This is a genomic window from Aquisalimonas asiatica, assembly GCF_900110585.1.
Lineage (GTDB): Bacteria > Pseudomonadota > Gammaproteobacteria > Nitrococcales > Aquisalimonadaceae > Aquisalimonas > Aquisalimonas asiatica.
On the sequence record NZ_FOEG01000009.1, the window covers coordinates 12694 to 35085 of the forward strand.

Consider the following 22392-nt stretch of genomic DNA (forward strand, 5'->3'; position numbering starts at 1 on the left):
GTGTGCCGGTTGTGTCCGAAAGTCGTCTCACACGGTGCTTTTCGCCCTTCTCGCGGGGGCGCCAGCGTCTATACTTCCCCTGCTTCTTGATGCTTCTGCCCGGCTCTTCGGCGACTCTCCCGAAGACCGGGTGGTGCGTGTCAACGGACAGGGCGATGACGGCGCATGAGCTCAGAGTTCGATCCGCTTCGTAATCGGTTGCTCGCCGCCATACCACCCGGCGAGTTCAGGCGTATCGAGGCGAAACTCGAGTTCCAGGTGCTTCCCCTGGGGGCGGTGCTCTATGAGCCGTTCGTGATGATGAAGCACGCCTACTTCCCGCTGGATGCCATCGTGTCGCTGCTCTGCGTTACCCGGAACGGCGGCTCCGCCGAAATCTCCGTGGTGGGGCATGAAGGGGTGGTGGGGGTGCCGCTGTTCATGGGCGGAGGCAGCACCTCCAGCCGTGCCGTGGTGCAGTCGCGCGGGCATGCGTTCCGCCTGTCCGCCACCGTGCTGCACGGGGAGTTTCGCCGCGGCGGGACCATGCAGGCGCTGTTTCTGCGCTACACCCAGGCGCTGCTGACGCAGATGGCGCAGACTGCCGTATGCAACCGGCATCACAACCTCGATCAGCAGCTGTGCCGGTGGCTGCTGCTCAGTCACGATCGCATTGGCAGCGATGAGCTGGTCATGACCCAGGAGCTCATTGCAAACATGCTGGGCGTGCGGCGGGAAGGTGTTACCGAGGCCGCGGGCAAGCTGCAGAAAGCCGGCCTGATCCGGTACCGGCGTGGTCATATCCTGATCCTCGATCGGCAGGGGCTCGAGGCCCGCAGCTGCGAGTGCTACGACGTTGTCCGGCGTGAGTACGACCGGCTGTTGCCGCCGGCGCGGGAGCCGCGCGCGGCGTCGCGCATCGACTGATATCCCCATTGTCGGCGAAGCCGTGGCATGCTCTGTGGTCGTCGACCACGATTGGAGCGGAACCCATGCGAATTGCAGTGATCGGTGCCGGTGGCGTCGGTGGCTATTACGGTGCCCGCTGGCTGGAGGCGGGCAATGCGGTGACCTTCGTCGCGCGCGGTGCGCACCTCCAGGCGCTCCGGGAGCGCGGCATGCGCGTCGATCACCCGGCATTCACCCGCGACGGAGCCGTGGCGTGTACCGACCTGGACGGCCTTTGCGCCGGCGATCCGGCCGGGTTCGACGTGATCGTGCTGACGGTGAAGTCCGGCGCGACCCGTGAGGTGGCGGAGCGCCTGCGTGCCTGGTTCGATCATGGCGGGCATCGCGTGCCGGTGCTGTCGATGCAGAACGGCGTGGACAACGAGGGCGAGCTGGCGGAGGTGCTGGGGCCGGACGGCGTGATCGGCGGCTTCGCGCTGCGGGTCGCGACCCACGTCGAGGCGCCCGGCCACATCACCGCAACCGGCCCGGGCCAGGTGGTGACCGGCCTCTGGCCCAACCGCGCGGCCGCTGTCGCGGGCCCGGCCAGCACCCTGTTCCCGGAACTGGTGCGCGCCTTCGACGCCGGCGGCACGCCGGTGATCGAGACGGACGACATCCGCCGCGAACTGTGGCGCAAGCTGGTGATCAACAACGGCCTCAACCCCGTCTCCGCGCTCACCGGCTGGGACGCCGAACGTCTCTCCCGCAACCCGGATACAGCAGCGCTGATCCGGCGGCTCATGCGCGAGACCGCTGCGGCTGCCAGGGCTGACCACGTGGAGCTGGCGGAAGCCGACATCGACGAGATGTTCCGGATTGTCTACGACCTGGGGCCGATCAAGACCTCCATGCTCGTGGACCGCGAACAGGGCCGGCCCCTGGAGCTGGACGCCATCTGCGGCGCCGTGCTCGCCCGTGCCCGGCAGCTCGGTGATGATGCCCCCGCCACTGCGGTCATGGCGAGCCTCCTGCGCAATGGACTCTGGCACGAGCCGGGGTGATGCCTCATGGCAGTGCATGGTGGCCGGATGGCGCATCACGGTAGTGCGCAACACCGTCTCTCCGGCCTGTCCTCGCCGTGTTTCATTTTCTGCAAGGTGCTGAAAATAAACAGAAAGAAGGGCGCCTTCGGCGGTTTGGCATCGGATATGCTTTCGAAAATCGCAAGACTCAATGGTCGGGGCGCGGAGTTGTCGCAACGGCGCGGCAAGGCTCTCCGTTTCGGTCCGGAGTCAGAGATTCGCCTGTTGACAGTCTCTGAGGATTGTGCCTGACTGAATAGGCACCGGCTGGTATCAGTGCTGATGGCAGCCGTAACAACATAACGGGCAGAGGAGCCCCCCATGCTGACACGTGACGTGTCCGGCGTGGGGGGCTTTTTTTGTTTCTGCGATACGGCCAAGGGTCGCCTGACGTGACCCGGCCGGGGCTAGGTGCTGGAGGGTGAGGAAATGAAACGACGTGACCTTTTGAAAGGCATCGCAGTTGGTGGTGTGGCGGGAGCCGCTTCCATATCGGGCTTCCCCGGTATCTGGACCGGCCGGGGCACCGTTCTGGCGGCATCGGGTGACATTCCCGTGGGGGTGCTGTTCTCCAAGACCGGTGCCGTCGCCGTTGTTGAGAGCACGCTCCATGACGCCTGCATGATGGCGATCGAGGAGATCAACGACGAGGGTGGTATCGACGGCCGGATGATCAAGCCCTTCGTCGAGGATCCTGCATCCGATCCGGCGACCTTTGCCGACCGGGCGAACCGCCTGGTCCGCCGCGACGGGGTGATTTCCGTGTTCGGTTCCTACACCTCCGCGAGTCGTCAGGCCGTCCTGCCGGTGGTTGAGGGGCAGAACAACCTGTACTGGTATCCGACCCTCTACGAGGGGCGCGAGTGTTCCCGCAACGTGATGTACGGCGGTGCCGTTCCCAACCAGCAGCAACAGGAGTTCGTGCCCTGGCTGAAGGAGAACTTCGGCGGCCGGTTCTACCTGCTGGGTAACGACTACGTCTACCCGCGGGAGGAGAACAACGTCTGCCGCATGATCCTGGACGAGATCGGGGGCGAGGTGGTGCACGAGGAGTACGTGCCCATGGGGCATGACAGCTTCAGCTCCATCGTCAGCCGGATCCGCCGTGACGAACCCGACGTGATCTTCTGCACGCTCGTGGGCGATTCCGATGTGGCGTTCCAGCGGGAATACCACTCCGCCGGTCTGGATCCGGAGCGTATGCCGGTGGCCAGTCTGACGCGCTCGGAGGTCGAAGTCGCGGCCATCGGCGGGGAAGCAGCCGCCGGGCACTTCTCCTCGGCACCCTACTTCATGGGGCATGAGTCGCCGGAGAACGAGCGGTTCGTGGAGGCTTACCTGCGCAAGTACGGGGAAGACCAGGTCACCCACTTCGTCAATGAAGCCGCCTACTTCCAGGTCTACCAGTTCAAGGCGGCCGTCGAGGCGCTCAACGGCGAGGATCTGACGCCGAACGCAATCCGTGATGCGGCCGTGGGTCTGCGCTTCCAGGCGCCACAGGGCGAAGTGGAGATCGACGGCAATCTGCATACCCACCTGTGGCCGAAGATCGCGCGATGGCAGTCCGACGGTCAGGCCGAAGTCGTCGTCGAGTCCGATGAGCGCGTTGCCCCGGAGCCCTACTGGGCATACGAGGGGCAGGTCTGCACTGCGGAAGGCCTGCAGGACGCCTGAAGCGGGTGACGGACACCCTTTGATCCTTTGACCCGTCTTGCGCGGCGCGCCCAGGGAAGGGCGCGCAGCTGGCGGACCGCGTCAGGGCAGGAGCATGTGATGGAAGCGTGGCTCAATGAGGCGTTCATAGGCATCAGCCTGGCCTCGATTCTACTGATGGTGGCTCTCGGGCTCGCCATCATCTACGGCACCATGGGGGTGATCAATCTCGCCCACGGGCAATTCGTGATGCTCGGTGCCTACGGTGCCTGGCTGCTGCAGACCCAGTACGGTTTCAGCATCATCGTGTCGCTGCCCGTGATCTTCGCAGCAGTTGCTCTCCTGGGGCTCCTGGTCGAACGCACCATCATCCAGCGCCTGTATCACCGGCCGCTGGATACGATCCTGGCGACCTGGGGGATCGGGATCGTGCTGGAGCAGCTGGTGCGCAACATGTTTGGCTCCAGTTCCCGGTACGTCGCCCGACCCGAGTTCCTGGAAGGCGGGTACATCCTCCTCGGGGCCCATGTGTCGTCGTACCGGCTGTTCATCATCGTCTTCTCCCTCGCGATGCTCGTGGGGACCTGGTACCTGCTTTATCGCACCGAATTCGGCACCAAGCTGCGTTCCGTGATCCAGAACACGGAGATCTCCGAGTGCTACGGCATCAGCGCCAAGCGTGTCTATGCCATTACATTCGCCTACGGCGCGGGTCTGGCCGGGCTTGCCGGGGCGCTTGTGACGCCACTGGTCAGCGTCACGCCGACCATGGGCACGAGCTTCGTGGTGGACGCTTTCCTGGTGGTGATTGTCGGTGGCGTCGGCAGCCTGCTGGGCACTGCGGCATCGGCGCTGATGATCGGTGAAGCCACCGCCTGGCTTTCCTACGTACTCAACGACACGACCGGGCGGATTCTCATCCTGCTCGGGGTGATCGTGCTGATCCGGTTCCGGCCCCAGGGGCTGTTCCCGGACACGGTTCGGCGCTGAGGGGGCGATGCAATGAATAAAGGTTTCAAACTGGATTGCATCGGTTACGCCCTGTTCGCGGCGTTCGTCCTGCTGATCATGCCGTGGATGGTGGATTTCAGCGGTTACGAGCTGAACAGCTACGCGCGTTACCTGGCGCTTGGCCTGGTGGCGGCGGCACTGGCGCTGTCCTGGGGCGCAGCCGGCATTCTCAATCTGGGGCAGGCGCTGACCTTTGGTATCGGCGCATACATCATGGCCATGCATCTCAAGCTCAAGGCGAGCGCGTCTCTCCCGGGCGGGATGCCCGACTTCATGGGCTGGACCAACGTGGAGTCGCTGCCGTGGTTCTGGCAGCCCTTCGACTCGCTGGTGTTCACGCTGCTCGCGGGCATCGGCATCCCGGTGGTGCTGGCGTGCCTGCTGGGGGTGTTCATGTTCCGCGGACGCATCACCGGGGTGTTCGTGGCGATCATCACGCTGTCACTGATGCTTGCGGTGCAGCTGTGGATCATCAGCGAGCAGCGGTTCACCGGTGGTGAGAACGGGATTACCGGGCTGGCACCGCTGACTCTGTTCGGCTGGAGTGTCGATACCTATAGTCTGGCCTTCTACTACCTCGTGGCCGGCTGCCTGCTCACCGGGCTGGCCGTGGGGCTCGGCCTGCTGCGCAGCAAGGCGGGGCTGGTGCTTCGGGCGATCAAGGCGGATCCAGAGCGGGTGCGCTTCTTCGGCTACGACGTGGCGCGCTTTGAAACCGTCGCCTTTGCGACCTCGGCCGGCATCGCCGGGGTTGCCGGCATGCTCTATGCCCTGGTGCTGGAGTTCGCCTCGCCCACGTACATGGGCCTTTCCATCAGTCTCGCCATCGTCATCTGGGCGGCCGTGGGCGGGCGGGAGTCCATCGTTGCCGCCGCCCTCGGCGGGATCGGTGTGAACATGGCCGAGGGGCGCCTTTCCGATCTCTTCTTCGATCAGTGGACGCTGATGCTCGGGGTGATCTTCATCCTCGTCGTGCTGTTCCTGCCCCGCGGCGTATACGGGCTCATCGACAGTGCCCGCGACGCTCTGGAGCAGCGATACGCCGCCCGTGTGCCGGGCGCCGCCGCCAGCGTTGCATCGGACGGGGTCCATGGGCAGGGGGAGACCAAGTAATGGCTGCACTCACGCTGGAAGCGCTGACGGTCAAGTTCGGAGGCCTGACCGCCGTGAACGGGCTCGACCTGCAGATCCGCGACGGGGAGCTGCGGTGCCTGCTCGGGCCGAACGGCGCGGGCAAGTCCACCACGCTGGACCTGATCTGCGGCAAGACGGCGCCCACGTCGGGCCGGATTATTCTCGGTAATCAGGACATTACCAATCTGCCGGAGTTCAAGCGGGCACGGGCGGGCGTTGGCAGAAAGTTCCAGACGCCGTCGGTCTTCAAGGATCTGACCGTCATCGAGAACCTGGAGGTCGGCCGCTCGTCCGAGCCCGGGCTGCTCAGCACGCTGCGCGTGTTCCGCTCCCCGGTCCGGGGGCGCATGCGCGAGGTGCTGGAGCTTGTGGGGCTCGAGGACGCCATCCACACCCGCGCCGAGAACCTCTCCCACGGTCAGACCCAGTGGCTGGAGATCGCCATGCTCCTGATGCAGGACTGCCGCGTGATCCTCATGGATGAACCGACCGCCGGCATGACCGTGCAGGAGACGCGGCAGACGGCGGAGCTGTTCCGCACGTTGCGGGGTGATCACACGATGATCGTCGTCGAACATGACATGACCTTCGTTCGCGACATCGCCGAAACCGTCACCGTGATGGACATGGGGGGCCTGCTGGCCGAGGGCAGCATTGCCGAAGTGGAGGCGAACCCCGCCGTGCGTGAAGCCTACCTCGCCGACTCAGGAGAGCAGGACCATGCTTGAGGCAAAGGGGCTGTATTCGTACTACGGCAAGAGTCCGATCCTTCAGGACGTGGCGTTCAGTGTCGAGCAAGGGGGCTTTCTCGGCATCGTCGGCCGCAACGGCGTCGGCAAGACGACCTTGCTCCGGACCATCATGGGGCTCACGGACCGGGCGACGGGGCAGCTGTCGTTCGATGGCGAGAGCCTGCTGGCAATGCGCACGCCGCGCCGCGCAGGTGCCGGAATCGCCTATATCCCCCAGGGGCGGGAGGTGATCCCGCGCTTTACGGTGCGCGAGAACCTGCTCATGGGCATGTTTCCGCGCAAAGACCGGTCCCGGACCATTCCCGAGCACATTTTCGAGCTATTCCCGATTCTCGCGGAGTTCATTGACCGTCGTGGCGGTGACCTCTCGGGCGGTCAGCAGCAACAGCTCGCCATCGGACGCGCCCTGGCGATGGATCCGAAAATACTGTTGCTGGACGAGCCCACGGAGGGAATCCAGCCCAATATCGTGCAGCAGCTTGAGGACGTGATGCGTCGCCTGAACAAGGAAATGGGGCTGACCATCGTGCTCGTCGAGCAGAACACCCGATTCGTGCGCCAGACCGCCGACAACTTTGTCCTGCTGGACAAGGGGCGGGTGGCGTTACGTGGCCGCGGCGAGGAGCTGACCAGTGATGTGGTTGATCAGTACCTCGCACTCTAGAGCGATTCGTTCTTTGCGTTTCCAGCAGGAGGAGTACCGACATGCGTCATGGTGACATTTCCAGCAGCAACGATACCGTCGGTGTGGCGGTGGTGAACTACAAGATGCCGCGGCTTCATACCAAGGCCGAGGTGCTCGATAACGCCCAGAACATCGCCGACATGATCGTGGGCATGAAAAAGGGCCTGCCGGGCATGGACCTGGTGATATTCCCGGAGTACAGCACCCACGGCATCATGTATGACCCGGACGAGATGATGGCGACAGCGTCGACCATTCCGGGCGATGAAACCGAGATCTTCGCCAAGGCCTGTCGTCAGGCCAACACATGGGGCGTGTTCTCACTCACCGGCGAGCGGCACGAGGAGCATCCCAGGAAGAATCCGTACAACACGCTGATTCTGATGGATAACCACGGCAAGATCGTGCAGAAGTACCGCAAGGTCATCCCGTGGTGCCCGATCGAGGGATGGTATCCCGGCGGACAGACCTTCGTCAGCGAAGGGCCCAAGGGCATGAAGGTGAGCCTGATCATCTGTGATGACGGCAACTACCCCGAGATCTGGCGGGATTGCGCCATGAAGGGGGCGGAGCTGATCGTGCGCTGCCAGGGGTACATGTATCCGGCGAAGGATCAGCAGGTGATGATGGCCAAGACCATGGCCTGGGCCAATAACAGCTACGTGGCCGTCGCCAACGCCACTGGTTTCGACGGGGTCTACAGCTACTTTGGCCACTCCGCGCTGATCGGCTTCGATGGCCGCACCCTGGGTGAGTGCGGTGAAGAGGAGATGGGTATCCAGTACGGCCAGTTCTCGCTCTCACAGATCCGCGATGCCAGGGCCAACGATCAGTCCCAGAACCACCTGTTCAAGCTGCTGCACCGCGGCTACACCGGCATGCATGCATCGGGTGACGGGGAGAAAGGCATGGCCGAGTGCCCCTTCGAGTTCTACAAGACCTGGGTCACCGAAGCGGAGAAGGCCCAGGAGAACGTCGAGGCGATCACCCGCAGCACGGCCGGAACCGCGCAGTGCCCCGTGGGCAGTGTGCCGTACGCGGCGGAAGAGGCGGAGGCTGGCCGATAGGCCGCTCGCCCGGAGCGGGGCGCCGTCGCGCGCTCCGCTTCGTTCATTGCCAAGGGGAGGCGCCATGCCGTTCGTCAATGACATGCTCGACTCCGTCGAACGGGGGCGGGCCGACAAGGAGGCCCTGGCGGCCGAGAATCAGGCCCCGGGCGATACGACCGCGGCCGTACCCGGGACGGCGTTGCAGAGCCGTTACCGGTTTGACGTGGACACCGTCATGGCGGTGGTGCGCCACGAAGTGCGGGGGCAGCCGGAGGCGCTGGATGCTATTGAGAACATGCTCAGGGTGGTGCGGGCGGATATCGCCGACCCGCGCCGTCCGCCTTTTACGGCCCTGTTTCTCGGCCCCACCGGTGTGGGCAAGACCGAGACGGTGCGGGCTCTGGCCCGGGGGCTGCACGGCGATGCCGATGCATTCTGCCGCGTGGACATGAACACCCTGTCCCAGGAGCACTACGCTGCGGCGCTGACCGGCGCGCCGCCGGGGTACGTGGGTGCCAAAGAGGGCAAGACCCTTCTCGATCAGGAGGTGATGGAGGGATCGCTGGGCAAGCCGGGCATCGTGCTCTTTGACGAGCTGGAGAAGGCCAGCCCTCAGGTCACCCAGGCACTCCTGAATGTGTTCGACAACGGCGAGCTGACGGTCGCGTCGGGAGAGCGCACGTACAGTTTCCGCAATACCCTGGTGTTCATGACAAGCAACCTGGGGGCGCGGGAAATCCAGCGCCAGGACGCCCCGGGCGGCTGGCGCGCGCTTCTGCCACGCAGTCAGGCCAATCGGAGCAAACGGCTGAACCGGTTGCTGCGGGACAAGCTCAACGGCCATTTCTCCCCCGAATTCGTGAACCGGATCGACAACGTCACGGTGTTCAACTGGATCGAGCGGGAGCTGCTCGAAGAGCTGATCGAGCTGGAAGTAGAGCGGCTCAACCGGCGGCTGGACAAACACGGCTGTCGGCTCGTGCTTGGCGATCGCTGCAGGCGCTGGCTTGCCGATGCCGGGTTCGACCGACAGTATGGGGCCAGGGCCCTGCGCCGGACGGTTCGCCAGCAGGTGGAAGTGCCGTTCGCGGCGTTTCTGCTGGAGGCGTTTGATCCCGATTCGGCCTCGCCGGAGGCGAAGGCGACATTCGACGTTGACCTGCGCAACGGCAAGGCGGCTTTCGTGCGCCGTGACGGCTAGGCGCGATCGTGTCGCAGGGAGCTGGGCGATCGGGAGCATCGCCCACTTGTTTGTCTCAGACAGGAGGCTGAACGCGCCATCATGAAGCACACCGCCGCGGATAAGCCCTGGACCGTCGGTATCCTTTTCTCGGAAACCGGGGTGACGGCCATCATCGAGAAGTCCCAGCTCAAGGGGGCGCTGCTCGCCATCGACGAGATCAACCGGGGAGGCGGCGTTGAGGGCCGCCCCATCGAACCGGTGATTCTTGATCCCCAGTCCTGCCCCGCACGCTACCGGGTCATGGCGGAAGAGTTGCTGGCCGACCCGGAGATCAATGTCATCTTCGGGTGCTACATGTCCTCTTCACGCAAGGAGGTTCTGCCCGTCGTGGAGCGACAGAACGGGTTCCTGTTCTACCCGACGCTGTACGAAGGCTTCGAGTACTCCCCCAACGTGATCTACGGCGGTGCCGCACCCAACCAGAACAGTGTCCCTCTGGCGACATACCTCATGGACAACTTCGGGTCACGGTTCTACTTCGTCGGCTCCGACTACATCTACCCGCGCGAGTCCAACCGCGTGATGCGCAATATCGTGCGTCAGGGGGGCGGCGAAGTCGTTGCCGAGGAGTATGTTGATCTCGAGGCGACCCCGGAGGACTTCAGTGCGATCCTGGAGGATATCGAGCGCAAGGCCCCCGACGTCATCTTCTCCACCGTCGTCGGCACGGGTACCGTGAACTTCTACCGTGCCTACCACGAGAGTGGCGGTGATGGTCGCCGCCTGCCCATTGCCAGCCTGACCACCAACGAAGCGGAGGTGGCGGCCATGGGGGCGGATGTGGCCGTCGGCCACATTACTGCGGCGCCCTATTTCCGGCGCCTGGACACACCGGCGAACCGGCTGTTCCTGGAGAAGTATGCCGCCCGGTTCGGCGGCATCGATGACGTGACAAGCTGCTGCGAGGCCGCGTATGCCCAGGTGCACCTCTTCGCCAATGCGCTGCGCCTGACCGGCACGACCGGCGCCGATCAGCTGCGCCGCGTCCTGCGGGGGGCGGAGTTCGAGGCGCCGCAGGGCAGGATCAAGGTCGACCCTGACAACAATCACACCTACCTGCAGTCCCGTATCGCGCGGGTGGGGGAAGACGGTGAGTACCGTCTGGAGCGCGAGGCCACTCGCCCGATCAAGCCCGACCCCTACCTCGCGGTTCCGGCGTTGAACGACTGGGCGAATGCACCGATCCGGATCGAGTGATGGAAAACGATGACATCATCCAGCGCCTGCGTGGCTTGAACGTTCTGGTTCTCCATCCGCGCGATGGCGATGCCGAGGAGCTGCTGCAACAGCTCAACCGCATCGGCTGTCGTGCACAGGCGATCTGGCCGCCGCCACAGGTCCCCACCGAGCGGGCCGACCTGGTATTCGCCGAAGTCAGCGAGAAGCCGTCCGGGACGGTTTGTTCGTTTCTGGAGAAGGCCGAGCACCGGCCGACGCTGATCGGCCTTGCCCGCTACGAGAGCCCGTCCGTGCTTCAGAACCTGATCGACCTGAAAGTGGATGGCGTCCTGGCGAAACCGATCAGGCCCTACGGGGTGTTGAGCAGCCTGGTGATCGCCCGGCGGGTGTGGCAGGAGGCGAAACGCAGCGAGAAGGTCATCTCCAAGCTCAAGAGCAAGGTGGAAAACAGCCACAAGATGAATGAAGCGAAGATCGTCCTCATGCGGATTCACGGTATCGACGAGGACGAGGCGTACCGCGCCATCCGGCAGCAGGCCATGGAGTCCCGCAAGACCATTGCCGAAGTGGCCCAGTCCATTATCGAGTCCAACGCCCTGCTGCATAACTTCGTGACCAAACCACGCAATGAAGACGGTGCCTCCGGCGACCCTGACGGCGTCTGAACCCGGGTGCCTTCCCGGCGTCCATGATTGAGTTACCCCCGCGCCCGGTGGACAATGGGCGCATGAACCATCTGACCCTCGATATCGTCTCCGACGTCGCCTGCCCCTGGTGCGCCATTGGCTACAAGCGCCTGGAGCTGGCCATGGCCGAGGTGGAGGGGGAAATCACCTTCGATGTCCGCTGGCAGCCCTTCCAGTTGAACCCGGACATGCCCCCCGAGGGCGAAGACATCCTCGAGCACCTCACGGGCAAGTACGGCCGCAGCGCAGAGGAGATGCAGGCGGCCCAGCAGCAGATGACGGACATCGCCCACGGGTTGGGGCTGGACTTTTCCCGCATGCAGGAGCGGCGTGCCCACAATACCTTCGACGCCCATCGCCTGCTCGCCTGGGCGGCCGGGCAGGGGCGGCAGACGGCGCTGAATCTGGCGTTGTTCGACGCCTATTTCGGCCAGGCGCTGAACCCGTCGGATCCGGCTGTGCTGCAGGATGCGGCCGAGTCGGTGGGCCTCCCCGGTGATGCGGCGCGGCAGCTGTTGTCGTCAGATGACTACGCCGAGCAGGTGCGTCGGGAAGAGGCGTACTATAAGCAGGCTGGTGTCACCGGGGTGCCGGCATTCATCATCGCCGGCCGTTACGTGATCTCCGGGGCGCAGGAGCCGCAGACGCTGGCGAACGCCTTCCGCGAGATTGCGGCCGAGCAGCCTGCCAGTGCGTGAGCCGGGGCTGTCTGCTGGCGGTTGGTCCATTCTGTGGTGTGCTGGATAAGGACAGTCTGACGCAATGTCGCTCCGCTCCCGTGTGATCGCGCTGTGCACCGTACTCCTGGTGCTGGTTGTGCTTGCCGCCCTGTGGGGCACCGTCTCCATCGATGACATCTGGCAGGCCGGATGGCTCCAGGACATGGCGACGCGGATCGCCGAGAACCCGTGGCTGACCTGGCTGGTCTTCGGTGCCGTGGTCATCGGCGTGCAGATCGCCGTGCCGCAGCTGGTGCTGGTGGTGGTCAGCGTTATCCTCCTGGGCGCGTGGGAGGGGTTTTTCGTTGTCTACATCGGCATGCTCGTGGGGTCCGCCATCGGGTATCTGCTGGGCCGCTGGCTGGCGCGCCACCCGGTGCGGCGCCTGTCCGGGCGCAAGATGCGGCAGTTCAGTCGTCTGCTTGCGCGGCGCGGCATCATGAACATGACCCTGATCAACCTGCTACCCCTGGGGCCGCACACCATCATCAATCTCGCGGCGGGGAGCAGCCACCTGCGCTTCCGCGACTTTCTCCCCGGTACAGCCATCGGCCTGTTGCCCTCGACGGTGCTGACTGCGGTGGCGACGCATGTCCTGCTGCAGGTGGGGCGTGCGCCCACCACGGGTGAAGCGACGGTGGCGCTGATCCTGCTGGCCCTGCTGGGGGTCGGCGGCTGGCTTGCGACGCGCTGGGCGTGGCGCTGGGTGAGTCGCCAGTAGGCCATCCGCGGCGCCCCACCGCGGTTGCGCGGCATTGCGCTACAGATGGCCGCCGATGGTCATGGTCAGCCACCCGGCCAGTCGCTTGTGCCAGGGCCGGTCCTGCCAGCGCTCCAGGTCATACCGCTCCGCATCGTCCAGGTCCTCCTCCACAAGGTGGCGGATGTCCCGGGCGAAGGCCGTATCGTAGACGTTGACGTTGGTCTCGTCGTTGATGCGGAACGAGCGGTTGTCCAGGTTGGTGGAGCCGATGCTGGCCCACTGGTCATCGATGCTGAGTAGCTTGGAGTGATACATGGACGGCTGGTATTCGTAGATCTCGACACCGGCCTCCAGCATCGGCTCCCAGCGGTTCACGGATGCGTGCCGCACGAAGCCCTTGTCGATGCTGTCCCCGGGCACCAGAATGCGGACCGTCACGCCGCGGTCGGAGGCGTCGGTCAGGGCGCCCAGGAAATCCGGGTCGGGATAGAAATACGCCGTGCCAATGGTGATCTGCTCCTCTGCCGCCGCGATGGCGTAGAGCAGCATCTTGCGGATGCGGTGATAGCCCTCCCGCGGTGCGCTGTTGACCACCTGCATTGGTAGCTCGCCGGCGTCGTCCAGCTCCGGGAAATAGGCCTCACCCAGCGGCAGGGTGCCGCTGGCGTCCAGCCAGTTCTCCATGAACGCGGCCTGCAGGTTGCCCACCACCGGGCCTTCCAGGCGGAAGTGGTTGTCACGGTAGGCCTCGCCGTCGTCATCGGGCAGCCAGTTGTCGGCGACGTTGGCGCCGCCCGTGAAACCGGTTGTGCCGTCGGTAATGAGCAGTTTCCGGTGGGTGCGGTGATTGAAGCGGGCCAGTTCGTACCACGACGGCTCGCGCCACCGGATGAGCTCGACCCCGGCGTCTTTCATCTGTTCGAGTTTGTCCGGGTCGGCGGCGGCGGAGCCGATGAAGTCCAGCAGGGCGTGCACGGCCACACCCCGCTCCGCCGCCTCGCTCAGCGCACTGGCGAAAGCGCCGGCCGCTTCTTCGCCCCAGAACTCGTAGGTCTCGAAGGTGATCGAATGCTCGGCGTCGTCGATGGCCTCCAGCATGCCCGCGTAGATGGCCTCGCCGTCCTCCAGCAGGGCGATGCGGTTGCCGTCGACGATGGGAGTCTGCATGAGTACGCCCATGGTGCGCTGGAACTGCGGGTCGCTGACGCCGTAATCCACCTCTACCGGCTGCTGCAGGCGTTTCGGTTTCGGCAGGGCGTTGAACAGGACGATATTGCCGATCACCAGCGCCACGGTGACGACGGCGATGACGGCAATGACGTAACGGTTACGGCGTTTCAATGGCTGCGCTCCCGCGGCTGGTGGCAGACGCCTGGCATCGTTGGGATGGTACGCGGCTCACATCCTCGGGTCACGGCGCGGGCTGTGACAGGGCTTGCCGGAGCGCATTGGTGAAGTCCGTTGCCGGTTGCGGGTCGCCGAACAGGTACCCCTGGAAGGCCTGGCAGCCGGTTTGCTCCAGAAACCGGTGAATGTCCTCCGTTTCCACCCCTTCGGCGATGGCCTCCAGGCCGAGGCTCTGGGCCAGCAGAATGATGGTGCGCACGATGACCGCATCGTTGGGGTCCGTCAGCACGTCCCGCACGAAGCGCTGATCGATCTTGATCTGGTCCAGCGGAAGCCGCTTGAGGTAGTACAGCGACGAGTACCCGGTGCCGAAATCGTCCAGCGAGAAACCGATGCCGTGCCGTTTCAGCGCCATCATGCGATGGATGGCCTCTTCCGTGTCGTGGAGCAGGAGACTCTCCGTGATCTCCAGGTTCAGGCGGTCGGGCGGTGCACCGGTGCGCCTCAGCGTGGTCTGCACGCGGGAGACGAAGTCCGGGTGCTGGAACTGCTGGGCGCTGATGTTGACCGATACCGAAAGTGTGGCCGTGTCCACGTCTCTCGCCCACCTGGCCAGCTGGTGACACGCGGCCTCCAGCATCGCCGCGCCCAGGTCGATGATCAGTCCGGTGTCTTCGGCAACGGGAATGAACTGGGCCGGCGCGATGACGCCGTGCTCGGGATCGTTCCAGCGCGCCAGCGCCTCGGCGCCGGTAATCTGGCCGCCTGCGTTGACCTGCGCCTGGTAGTAAGGCTCGAACTCCCCGCGCTCCAGCGCGGCGCGCATTCGGGTACCCAGCTCGATACGTGCATTGACCGTGGCCTGCATATCGGGGTCGAACAGGCGCAGCGTATTCCGGCCGGCCGCTTTGGCCTGGTACATGGCGAAGTCGGCGCGCTTGAGCAGGTCGTTCACCGTGTCGTCCGGGTCACCCAGCAGGGTGATACCGATGCTTGGCGTGATGTGCCGCCAGTGATCGCCAAGCTGGTAGGGGGCATTCAGGGTCGCGAGAATGTCGTGTCCAACGGACTCGGCCTGGACGGCCGCAAGGTCGGCCGCCTGCTCCAGGTTGTTGATCACGATCACGAACTCGTCGCCGCCAAAGCGCGCCACGGTATCTTCCTCGCGCAGGCACGCCAGCAGCCGTCGGGCAACCTCCCCCAGCAGGGCGTCGCCCTCGTCATGGCCGAGCGTGTCGTTGAGGTTCTTGAAGTTGTCCAGATCCAGGAACAGCACGGCTCCGCCGCTGTGGTGCCGGACCGCCGCGCTCATGGCATGGTGCAGCCGGTCCTGCAGCAGGCGGCGGTTCGGCAGTCCGGTGAGGGGGTCGTAGAGGGCCAGCCGGGTGATCTTCTCCTCGTTCTCCCGGCGTGCATGGATGTCCGTTGCCGTGCCGTACCAGCGCACGATGGTGCCTTCGTCGTCGCGGACCGGCACCGCTTTCACGAGATGCCAGCGGTACGCCTCGTCGTACTGACTGTGAACGCGGAATTCGATGGAGTATTCACGGCCGGTCCGTACGCTGCGGTCCCAGGCCCGGGAGACCCGCTCACGGTCGTCCGGATGGATGGCGGCCATCCAGCCGGCGCCGGAGAGGTCGGCGCGGTTCAGCCCTGAGTAGGTCATCAGCGTCGTGTTGCCGTAGAACAGGTGACCATTGCCGTCCGCCACCCACACGCTGATGGGCATGGCGTCGGCGAGCTCCTGGAAGTAGCGGCGGCTCTGGTCCAGGGTGCGTTTGACGTCCTTCTGCTCGGTGATGTCCTGAAACGCGCCCTGAACCTGGGTGATGGTGCCACTGGCGTCACGGACTGCCTCACCCATGGTCCGGACCCAGATGCGCCGGCCCAGGGCGGTGTTCAGCTCGAACTCCTCGTCGAAGGGCGTGCCGTCATTGGCGCAGCGGTCGAAGAGCTTGCGGACGTGTTCGCGCCACTCCGGAGCGTAGTAGCTGATCCCCTCGTCCACCGTCGGGGTGGTGCCCGCTGGCATGTCGTGGATGGCGCAGACCTGGTCGGACCAGAGGATGCGGCCGGATTGCAGATCCACGGCCCAGCCGCCGATGTTTGCCGCCTGACCGGCGATGCGCAGCAGCCAGTCGCTCCGGTTGAGCGCCTCCTCGGCCTGCTTGCGCTCGGTAATGTCGCGGACGGACGCGCAGTTGAATTCGCGGCCCTCGTGGGCCAGGAAGTTGGCGTTGATCTCCACCGGCAGGGTACGGCCGTCGGCCATCCAGAGTTCGGCCTCGAAACACATGGAACCGGCCTGCTTCAGCGCCTCCCAGTGTTCCTGCCACAACGACGGGGTGAAGCCAACGCAGACATCGTAGACGGTGCGCCGCATCAGGTCGTCGCGGTCGTAATCCAGCATGCGGCAGATTGCCGTGTTGGCGTACTCGTGACTGCCGTCGCGGCGCAGCCAGACAATGCCGTCTGCCGCGTTCTCGACGGCGAAGTGGGCCAGGCCGTGATGGAGTCGGGTTAATGCGTCGCTTCGGTTCAAACGGCCCCCCGCCGCGAGTGGCAACCCTTGCGCCTGCTCCTGCCAGCCGTCCGGTGCCACCTGGCCGCCGGCGGGGAGCAGCCCTCGCTGATGACAATAGCACCGCGGTTCTGGCAGGGGTAGACGGGCTGCCGGTTCAACGGTTCATGATCCGCCGCCGCAGCGCCCACACGGACAAGGGGGCGAACACCGCGGTAATCGCCACCGACCAGGCCATGGCCCACAGCGCCGGCTCCAGGACCGGACCGCCGACGATCAGCCCCCGGGAGGCATCCGAGAGCTGGGAGATCGGGTTGGCAAGGACCACGACCTGCAGCCAGCCGGGCATGGTCTCCACGGGCACGAAGACGTTGCTGACGAAGGTCACCGGAAACAGTGCCGTGAAGCCGAACAGTTGCACGTGTTCGGGGTCCCGGGCGATGACCCCAACCAGCACCATGACCCAGGACAGGGACAGGGCGAATACAAGGATCAGGGCGGCCATTGCCAGCAGGCCGCCTGCGGAGGTGCCGAGCCGGAAGCCCAGCAGGAACCCGATGGCGAGCAGCAGCACGATGGACCACGCCTGCTTGACCAGATCCGCCAGGATCCGCCCGGCCAGCGGCGCCCACGGGGCGATGGGCAGCGCGCGCAGGCGGTCGAAGAAACCCTTGGTGAGGTCGGTGTTGAGGCCATGGCCGACGTAGACGGTAACGAAGGCCATGTTCATCACGATCACCCCGGGCAGGATGAAGGTCAGGTAATCGCTGGTGGAGCCGGCGATGGCGCCTCCGAAGACGTACAGGAACAGCAGCAGAAAGAGCACCGGCTGGATGCTGAAGTCGCCCAGCTCCCAGGGGTTGTGACGCAGCTGCAACAGGGTGCGTCCGGCCAGGCTGACGGTCTGTTGCAGGCCCTGGAGGAGACCGGGGCCAGCGCCTGTGGCGGACGGGACAGTGTCGGCGGTGGCGCGCTGGTTCATGAATGCTCCGTTCCGGTGGGCTGCACTGCGTCGTCCGCGTCCGCGTGACGGCCGGTCAGGGCGAGAAAGACATCGTCCAGGCTGGCGCTGCGCAGCATCAGCTCGTTCACCGCCAGGCCGTCGCGGTCGAGCGTGCGGACTACGGCGGGCAGCATGTCGGCGTCGCGCGCCGGTGCGGATACCCGCAAGCCGTCCACTTCGGGCGTTTCCCCGGTGATCCGGCTGATGGCTGCGGCAATGGGCGCGATGTCCGCCTCCCGCGTGGCGCTGGCCACCAGGGTGCGGGCGCCGATACGGGCCTTGAGCGCATCGGCCGTACCGGAAGCGATCACCTGGCCGCCGTCGATGACCACGATCTCGTCGGCCAGTTGATCTGCTTCCTCCAGGTACTGGGTGGTGAGCAGCACGGTAGTGCCCTCGGCCACCAGTCGGCGGATCAGCCCCCAGAGCTCCAGCCGCGCGCGCGGATCGAGCCCGGTGGTGGGTTCATCCAGAAACAGGATGCGCGGCTGACCCACCAGGCTTGCGGCCAGGTCAAGGCGCCGGCGCATGCCGCCCGAGTAGGTCTGGGCGGCCCGGGTAGCGGCGTGCTCGAGCTGGAACTGCGCCAGCAGCGCATCCGCACGCTCACGGGCAGTCCGGCGGGGAAGGCCGAGCAGGCGCCCGATGAGGACGAGGTTCTCGCGTCCGGTCAGGCGCTCGTCCACCGACGCGTACTGGCCGGTGAGACCGATGAGCTGACGGACCTGGTGCGCCTGGGTGTGGACGTCGAAGCCGCCCACGGTCGCCGTGCCGGCGTCGGCGTGAAGCAGCGTCGAGAGAATGCGCACTACCGTGGTCTTGCCAGCGCCGTTGGGCCCGAGCAGGCCGAGCACCGTGCCCGGCTGCACATCGAGGCTGACGCCTCCCAGTGCCTGGGTGTCGCCGAAACGTTTGCACAGGCCTTCGGCGTGGATGGCTGTGGTCATGGGGCTGTGCTCCGGGGCGGGTTGAGTCCGTTCATTGGCATGGTGCAATCCTCCCCGCGATCGGGCGTTATGTCCAGCGTCGGCCCGGGCGATGAACAGGGCACTCGACTATGCTGGTAAAACGGACGGTTAATGCAGTTGAGGTGGCCTGTCATGGAGCAGGATCTGAACCTCGGGGGCAGCGTCAGGTCGGCCACCGAGGACGAGCGGTTGTACGATCTCTACTCCCTTAACGTGCTCGATACGTCGGCGGAGACGCGCTTCGACCGGCTCACCCACCTGATTGCCGACATCTTTCGCTTCCCGGTTGTACTGATCAGCCTCGTGGATCGCGACCGGGAATGGTTCAAGTCGGCCTTCGGCTGGGAGCGCAAGGAGGTGGACCGGGACATCTCCTTCTGCGCCCACGCCATCGACAGCGCCGACGGCGTGTTTCTCGTGCCCGACACGCTCCGGGATCCGCGCTTCGTGCGTAATCCGCTGGTCACGGGCGAGCCCGGGATCCGCTTCTATGCCGGTGTCGTGGTGCACGGCCCCGCGGGGCATCCCGTGGGCACCCTGTGCGTCATCGACCGGATACCCCGGGCCTTCGACGAGCAGGCGCTGGCCCGTCTGCGGCAGTTCGCGGAGCTGGTGCAGCACGAGCTGCATCACGTGCGCGAGCTGCGCCGGCTGCGTGCCGCCATCGAGTTCTCCGTGTTCTACGATCCGCTCACCCGCCTGCCCAATCGCCGCCTGCTGGGCGAGCGCCTGCAGCACCTGATCGAGCTCAGTCAGCGGGATGGCCGCAAGGTGGTCGTGCTGCTGTTCAATATCGAGGGTCTGCGGCTGATCAACGAGAGTCATGGCACGGCCGCGGGTGACCGGATCCTGGTGGAGCTCGCCACACGGCTGCGCGACGGCTGCCCGCCCGGCGGCACGGCCGCGCGGCTTGAAGGCAACGAATGCGCACTGGTGCTGCCGGCGCCGGGGCGCGACACCGGCTGCATCGATACCATCGCCGAGCAGGTCCGCACGGCACTGGAGCGGCCGTTCATCGTCGATGGTCACGAGCACTACCTGCACATTCGTATCGGCGGCTCCGTCTTCCCGGATCACGGCACAACGCCGCGGCGGCTCCTGGAGCGGGCGGCCGCCGCCGTTCGCGTGCCGTCCGATGGCCTGCACCGGCCGGTGCGGTTCGTCAGCCAGGCCGACTCCGCGGATATCTCCCGTCGCATTGCCGTGGAGTCCCGTCTGCGCCGGGCCACGGAGCGGCAGGAATTCCGCCTGTACTATCAGCCGATTACGTCTCTCTCCGACAACGGCATCGTGAGCTACGAGGCGCTGTTGCGCTGGCACGACGAGGAGCTTGGCGAAATGTCGCCCGCCAGTTTCATCGCCGTTGCCGAGCAGACGGGCCTGATCGTGCCCATGGGCCGCTGGGTGGTGGAGGAGAGTTGCCGTCAGCTGGCCGCCTGGCGGCGCGCTGGCGTTGATGTCCGCCCCGTCTCCGTCAACGTGGAAGCGGTGCAGCTCCAGGACCCGCGGTTTGCGGCCATGGTACTGGACAGCCTCACCGCCGCGGGCATCCCGCCGGAGCTGATGCACCTGGAGGTGACCGAGTTGTCGCTGGTCAGCCACGGCGATCACGTGGCCGAGAACATGCGCACGCTCAGTGACGCGCGGATCAGCATCTACGTGGATGATTTCGGGACGGGCTACGCGTCCCTGGACTACCTGCGCCGCATGCCCATCGCCGGACTCAAGATCGACCGTTCCTTCGTCGACGGTCTGCCGGACGACAGTCAGGATGTCACACTGACCCGCTCCATGATCGGCATGGCGCGCAGCCTGGGGCTGCAGACAGTGGCCGAGGGCGTGGAGACGTGGTCCCAGTACCAGTTCCTGCGTGAGTCCGGGTGTGCCCTGGTGCAGGGCTATCTGTTGGCCAGGCCCATGCCTGCGGACGCCGTGAGCCGGCTGCCGGCGACCCTGCATGTCTCGCCGGGCATGGATGGACTACGCTGACAGCGTATGTTGGGGTGAAGGCGGGATTCGGGCCATCCCGGGGGAGACGCATGCAGAAGCAGGTGCTGGCCGATGCTGTCGAGCGTGGCAAGGCGGTGGAAGAACGCTTCGAGACGCTGCGGTACACCCGTCTGGTGGATAGCGTGGATGGCTACCCCCGGGGCAGCGTGATTCTCGAAGACGGCACCGTGATCCCCGGGTATCCGTCCATTGGCCGGGTGCAGTCGCTGGCGGCCGGGCTGGAGCGTCACTTTGGCGACGCCTTCTGGGCGGAAGAGAAGATCGACGGCTTCAACGTGCGCATCGCGCGCTACAAGGACGACCTCTATGCCTTCAGCCGGGGCGGGTTCGTGTGTCCGTTCAGCACCGACCGGCTCCCGGACCTGCTGGACGCCACCATCCTGGACGACGAACCTCACCTGGTGCTCTGCGCCGAGATCGCCGGGCCGGAGAACCCCTATCTGGAAGGCTGTCCGCCGGACATCAAGGAGGACGTGGCGCTGTTCATCTTCGACATGATGGACACCGCCACCGGTCACTTTCTGCACCAGGAACACCGCATGGCGCGCCTCGACTATTACACGCTGCCCGCCGCCCGGATCTTCGGCCGTTACGGGACGCAGGACGTGGAACCCCTGCGTGAGCTGATCCTGGCGCTGGATGCCCGGGGCAGCGAGGGGCTGGTCTTCAAGGCGGAGCGCGAGGATGTCCGGGCCAAGTACGTCACCGGCCGCAGCAACATCGTCGACATCGCCCTGTGCGGCGATCAGCTCCTGGACCTGCCGCCGGAGTATTTCACCAACCGGCTGATGCGCCTGGCACTGTTCGCCAGTGAACACGGCCAGATGGGCGATGCGGCGCTGGAGCGCCAGCTCGGCCAGGCCTTTATCGAAGGGCTGGGGCGGGCCATCAACCGCAGCCGTGAGCACGGGCGTGTGGGCATCCCGTTCCGCTGCCGCTTCCGGCGGCGGCGCAACGCGGAGCTGTTCATGGCGCACATGAAGGCCACCGGTGGCCGGCGGGTGCACATCGCCGAGGACATGCCGCGCCGGGAGGGCGATTACTGGCGGCTGGAGTTCGAGCGCGAACTGGAGCGCATGACCGGCACCCTGGCCAACACCCTGGCCGGCGGCGCGCAGTTCGACTGATCAGGGGCGCGGTGCATCGCGGTCGGCCAGGTTCTCCATGACCCGCCGCAGGTAGGCGGCGGTGACCAGCTTCACGCCCATGCGGTTGCCCATCTTGCGCATGCCCTCGTCGGCACTGGCGAGTTCCGCGTCCAGCTCCATGGCGAGCAGCACCGCGTCCACGTCCTCCCGGGAGTCCACCAGCCCCTTGCGCATGGCCTCCCGGAAGCGCTCGCGCAAATGGGTGATGAGCTCCGGGTCCATGTCCGCCGCCGCGCCTGCCCGCTTGGTGTGCTCCTCGGCGATGCGCAGCCCGCGGTCGATGCGGGTGCGCACCTCGTCGATGAACTCGTAGAGCACGTCACTGGGGATGGTCAGCGAGAAGCGCTGGGGCGAGCGGACCCAGATCTCGGTCTCCACGTCGCCGGCCAGGGCGTCGTCGAGCTCCCGGATGGTGCGGAACTCCTCGTAGACCGACAGCGGCATGTAGAACTCCGCCGGGCAGCGCCGCGCCAGAGCGAGGAACGTCTCCAGTACCTGCACCGGCGTCTCGCCGAATTGCGCGGAGACGTGCGGGTTGGTGAATACGCTGGTGTCCAGCACGAAGCGTCGCATGGCGGCTCCCGAACGAGGACGGACTCTCCCGGCATCTTGTGACGCCGGCCGCAGCG

Annotated in this window: 21 protein-coding genes; 16 read left to right on the forward strand and 5 right to left on the reverse strand. The window is 65.7% G+C overall.

Annotation, left to right across the window (positions count from 1 at the left end; translation table 11 throughout):
- The first annotated feature begins 165 nt into the window (after window positions 1-165).
- The 14 genes from BMZ02_RS15275 (at window position 166) to BMZ02_RS15335 (ending at window position 12784) form a co-directional block, all read left to right on the forward strand.
- On the forward strand, window positions 166-906 hold the full coding sequence (locus BMZ02_RS15275; protein WP_091645446.1) for a Crp/Fnr family transcriptional regulator: 741 nt from the start codon (window positions 166-168) through the stop codon (window positions 904-906).
- Between the two features lie 65 nt (window positions 907-971).
- Window positions 972-1931, forward strand: coding sequence for a ketopantoate reductase family protein (locus BMZ02_RS15280; protein ID WP_091645448.1), 960 nt, complete (start codon window positions 972-974; stop codon window positions 1929-1931).
- Window positions 1932-1937: 6 nt separating this feature from the next.
- Window positions 1938-2204, forward strand: a complete 267-nt coding sequence (locus BMZ02_RS18885; RefSeq protein WP_139209240.1) for a hypothetical protein — start codon at window positions 1938-1940, stop codon at window positions 2202-2204.
- 177 nt (window positions 2205-2381) lie between these two features.
- Window positions 2382-3626: a transporter substrate-binding domain-containing protein gene (locus tag BMZ02_RS15285; protein ID WP_091645450.1), complete on the forward strand. Its 1245-nt coding sequence runs from the start codon at window positions 2382-2384 to the stop codon at window positions 3624-3626.
- 99 nt (window positions 3627-3725) lie between these two features.
- Entirely contained in the window at window positions 3726-4595 is an 870-nt protein-coding gene (urtB, locus tag BMZ02_RS15290; protein WP_091645452.1) for an urea ABC transporter permease subunit UrtB, read from the forward strand.
- Window positions 4596-4607: 12 nt separating this feature from the next.
- Window positions 4608-5729 carry an urea ABC transporter permease subunit UrtC gene (urtC, locus tag BMZ02_RS15295; RefSeq protein ID WP_091645454.1) on the forward strand — a complete coding sequence of 374 codons (1122 nt, stop codon included), beginning with the start codon at window positions 4608-4610 and terminating at the stop codon, window positions 5727-5729.
- Window positions 5729-6478, forward strand: coding sequence for an urea ABC transporter ATP-binding protein UrtD (urtD, locus tag BMZ02_RS15300; protein ID WP_091645456.1), 750 nt, complete (start codon window positions 5729-5731; stop codon window positions 6476-6478). Before urtC ends, urtD begins: the two co-directional genes overlap by 1 nt.
- Entirely contained in the window at window positions 6471-7166 is a 696-nt protein-coding gene (gene urtE / locus BMZ02_RS15305; protein WP_091645457.1) for an urea ABC transporter ATP-binding subunit UrtE, read from the forward strand. Before urtD ends, urtE begins: the two co-directional genes overlap by 8 nt.
- Before the next feature lie 41 nt (window positions 7167-7207).
- Window positions 7208-8254, forward strand: a complete 1047-nt coding sequence (locus BMZ02_RS15310) for an aliphatic amidase (protein WP_091645459.1) — start codon at window positions 7208-7210, stop codon at window positions 8252-8254.
- A gap of 64 nt (window positions 8255-8318) precedes the next feature.
- The gene (locus tag BMZ02_RS15315) at window positions 8319-9437 is read left to right on the forward strand and encodes an AAA family ATPase (RefSeq protein WP_091645460.1); all 1119 of its coding nucleotides are present in this window, start codon (window positions 8319-8321) and stop codon (window positions 9435-9437) included.
- Between the two features lie 81 nt (window positions 9438-9518).
- Complete coding sequence (locus BMZ02_RS15320; RefSeq protein ID WP_091645462.1) at window positions 9519-10676, forward strand: transporter substrate-binding domain-containing protein; 1158 nt, start codon at window positions 9519-9521, stop codon at window positions 10674-10676.
- Window positions 10676-11323: an ANTAR domain-containing response regulator gene (locus BMZ02_RS15325; protein ID WP_091645463.1), complete on the forward strand. Its 648-nt coding sequence runs from the start codon at window positions 10676-10678 to the stop codon at window positions 11321-11323. The genes BMZ02_RS15320 and BMZ02_RS15325 overlap by 1 nt, the downstream gene beginning before the upstream one ends.
- A 62-nt stretch (window positions 11324-11385) precedes the next feature.
- The gene (locus BMZ02_RS15330) at window positions 11386-12042 is read left to right on the forward strand and encodes a DsbA family oxidoreductase (RefSeq protein ID WP_091645466.1); all 657 of its coding nucleotides are present in this window, start codon (window positions 11386-11388) and stop codon (window positions 12040-12042) included.
- Window positions 12043-12106: 64 nt separating this feature from the next.
- Entirely contained in the window at window positions 12107-12784 is a 678-nt protein-coding gene (locus BMZ02_RS15335) for a TVP38/TMEM64 family protein (protein ID WP_091645467.1), read from the forward strand.
- 39 nt (window positions 12785-12823) lie between these two features.
- Here BMZ02_RS15335 and BMZ02_RS15340 read toward each other — a convergent pair whose 3' ends face one another.
- The 4 genes from BMZ02_RS15340 to BMZ02_RS15355 form a co-directional block, all read right to left on the reverse strand.
- Window positions 12824-14107, reverse strand: a complete 1284-nt coding sequence (locus tag BMZ02_RS15340; protein WP_091645469.1) for a phospholipase D-like domain-containing protein — start codon at window positions 14105-14107, stop codon at window positions 12824-12826.
- 70 nt (window positions 14108-14177) lie between these two features.
- Window positions 14178-16655, reverse strand: coding sequence for a sensor domain-containing protein (locus BMZ02_RS15345; protein WP_139209241.1), 2478 nt, complete (start codon window positions 16653-16655; stop codon window positions 14178-14180).
- Between the two features lie 136 nt (window positions 16656-16791).
- Entirely contained in the window at window positions 16792-17616 is an 825-nt protein-coding gene (locus BMZ02_RS15350) for an ABC transporter permease (protein WP_091645472.1), read from the reverse strand.
- Complete coding sequence (locus tag BMZ02_RS15355) at window positions 17613-18584, reverse strand: ATP-binding cassette domain-containing protein (protein WP_091645474.1); 972 nt, start codon at window positions 18582-18584, stop codon at window positions 17613-17615. Before BMZ02_RS15355 ends, BMZ02_RS15350 begins: the two co-directional genes overlap by 4 nt.
- Before the next feature lie 153 nt (window positions 18585-18737).
- Here BMZ02_RS15355 and BMZ02_RS15360 point away from each other — a divergent pair, with 153 nt between their 5' ends.
- Both BMZ02_RS15360 and BMZ02_RS15365 read left to right on the forward strand, forming a co-directional pair.
- Window positions 18738-20594, forward strand: coding sequence for a putative bifunctional diguanylate cyclase/phosphodiesterase (locus BMZ02_RS15360; RefSeq protein WP_171909951.1), 1857 nt, complete (start codon window positions 18738-18740; stop codon window positions 20592-20594).
- 50 nt (window positions 20595-20644) lie between these two features.
- The gene (locus BMZ02_RS15365; protein WP_091645477.1) at window positions 20645-21742 is read left to right on the forward strand and encodes an RNA ligase; all 1098 of its coding nucleotides are present in this window, start codon (window positions 20645-20647) and stop codon (window positions 21740-21742) included.
- Here the strand turns inward: BMZ02_RS15365 and BMZ02_RS15370 are convergent, their stop codons facing one another.
- Window positions 21743-22336 (reverse strand): RNA ligase partner protein, encoded by a 594-nt coding sequence (locus BMZ02_RS15370; RefSeq protein ID WP_091645478.1) that lies wholly within the window; start codon window positions 22334-22336, stop codon window positions 21743-21745. It lies immediately after the preceding gene.
- Between the last annotated feature and the right edge of the window lie 56 nt (window positions 22337-22392).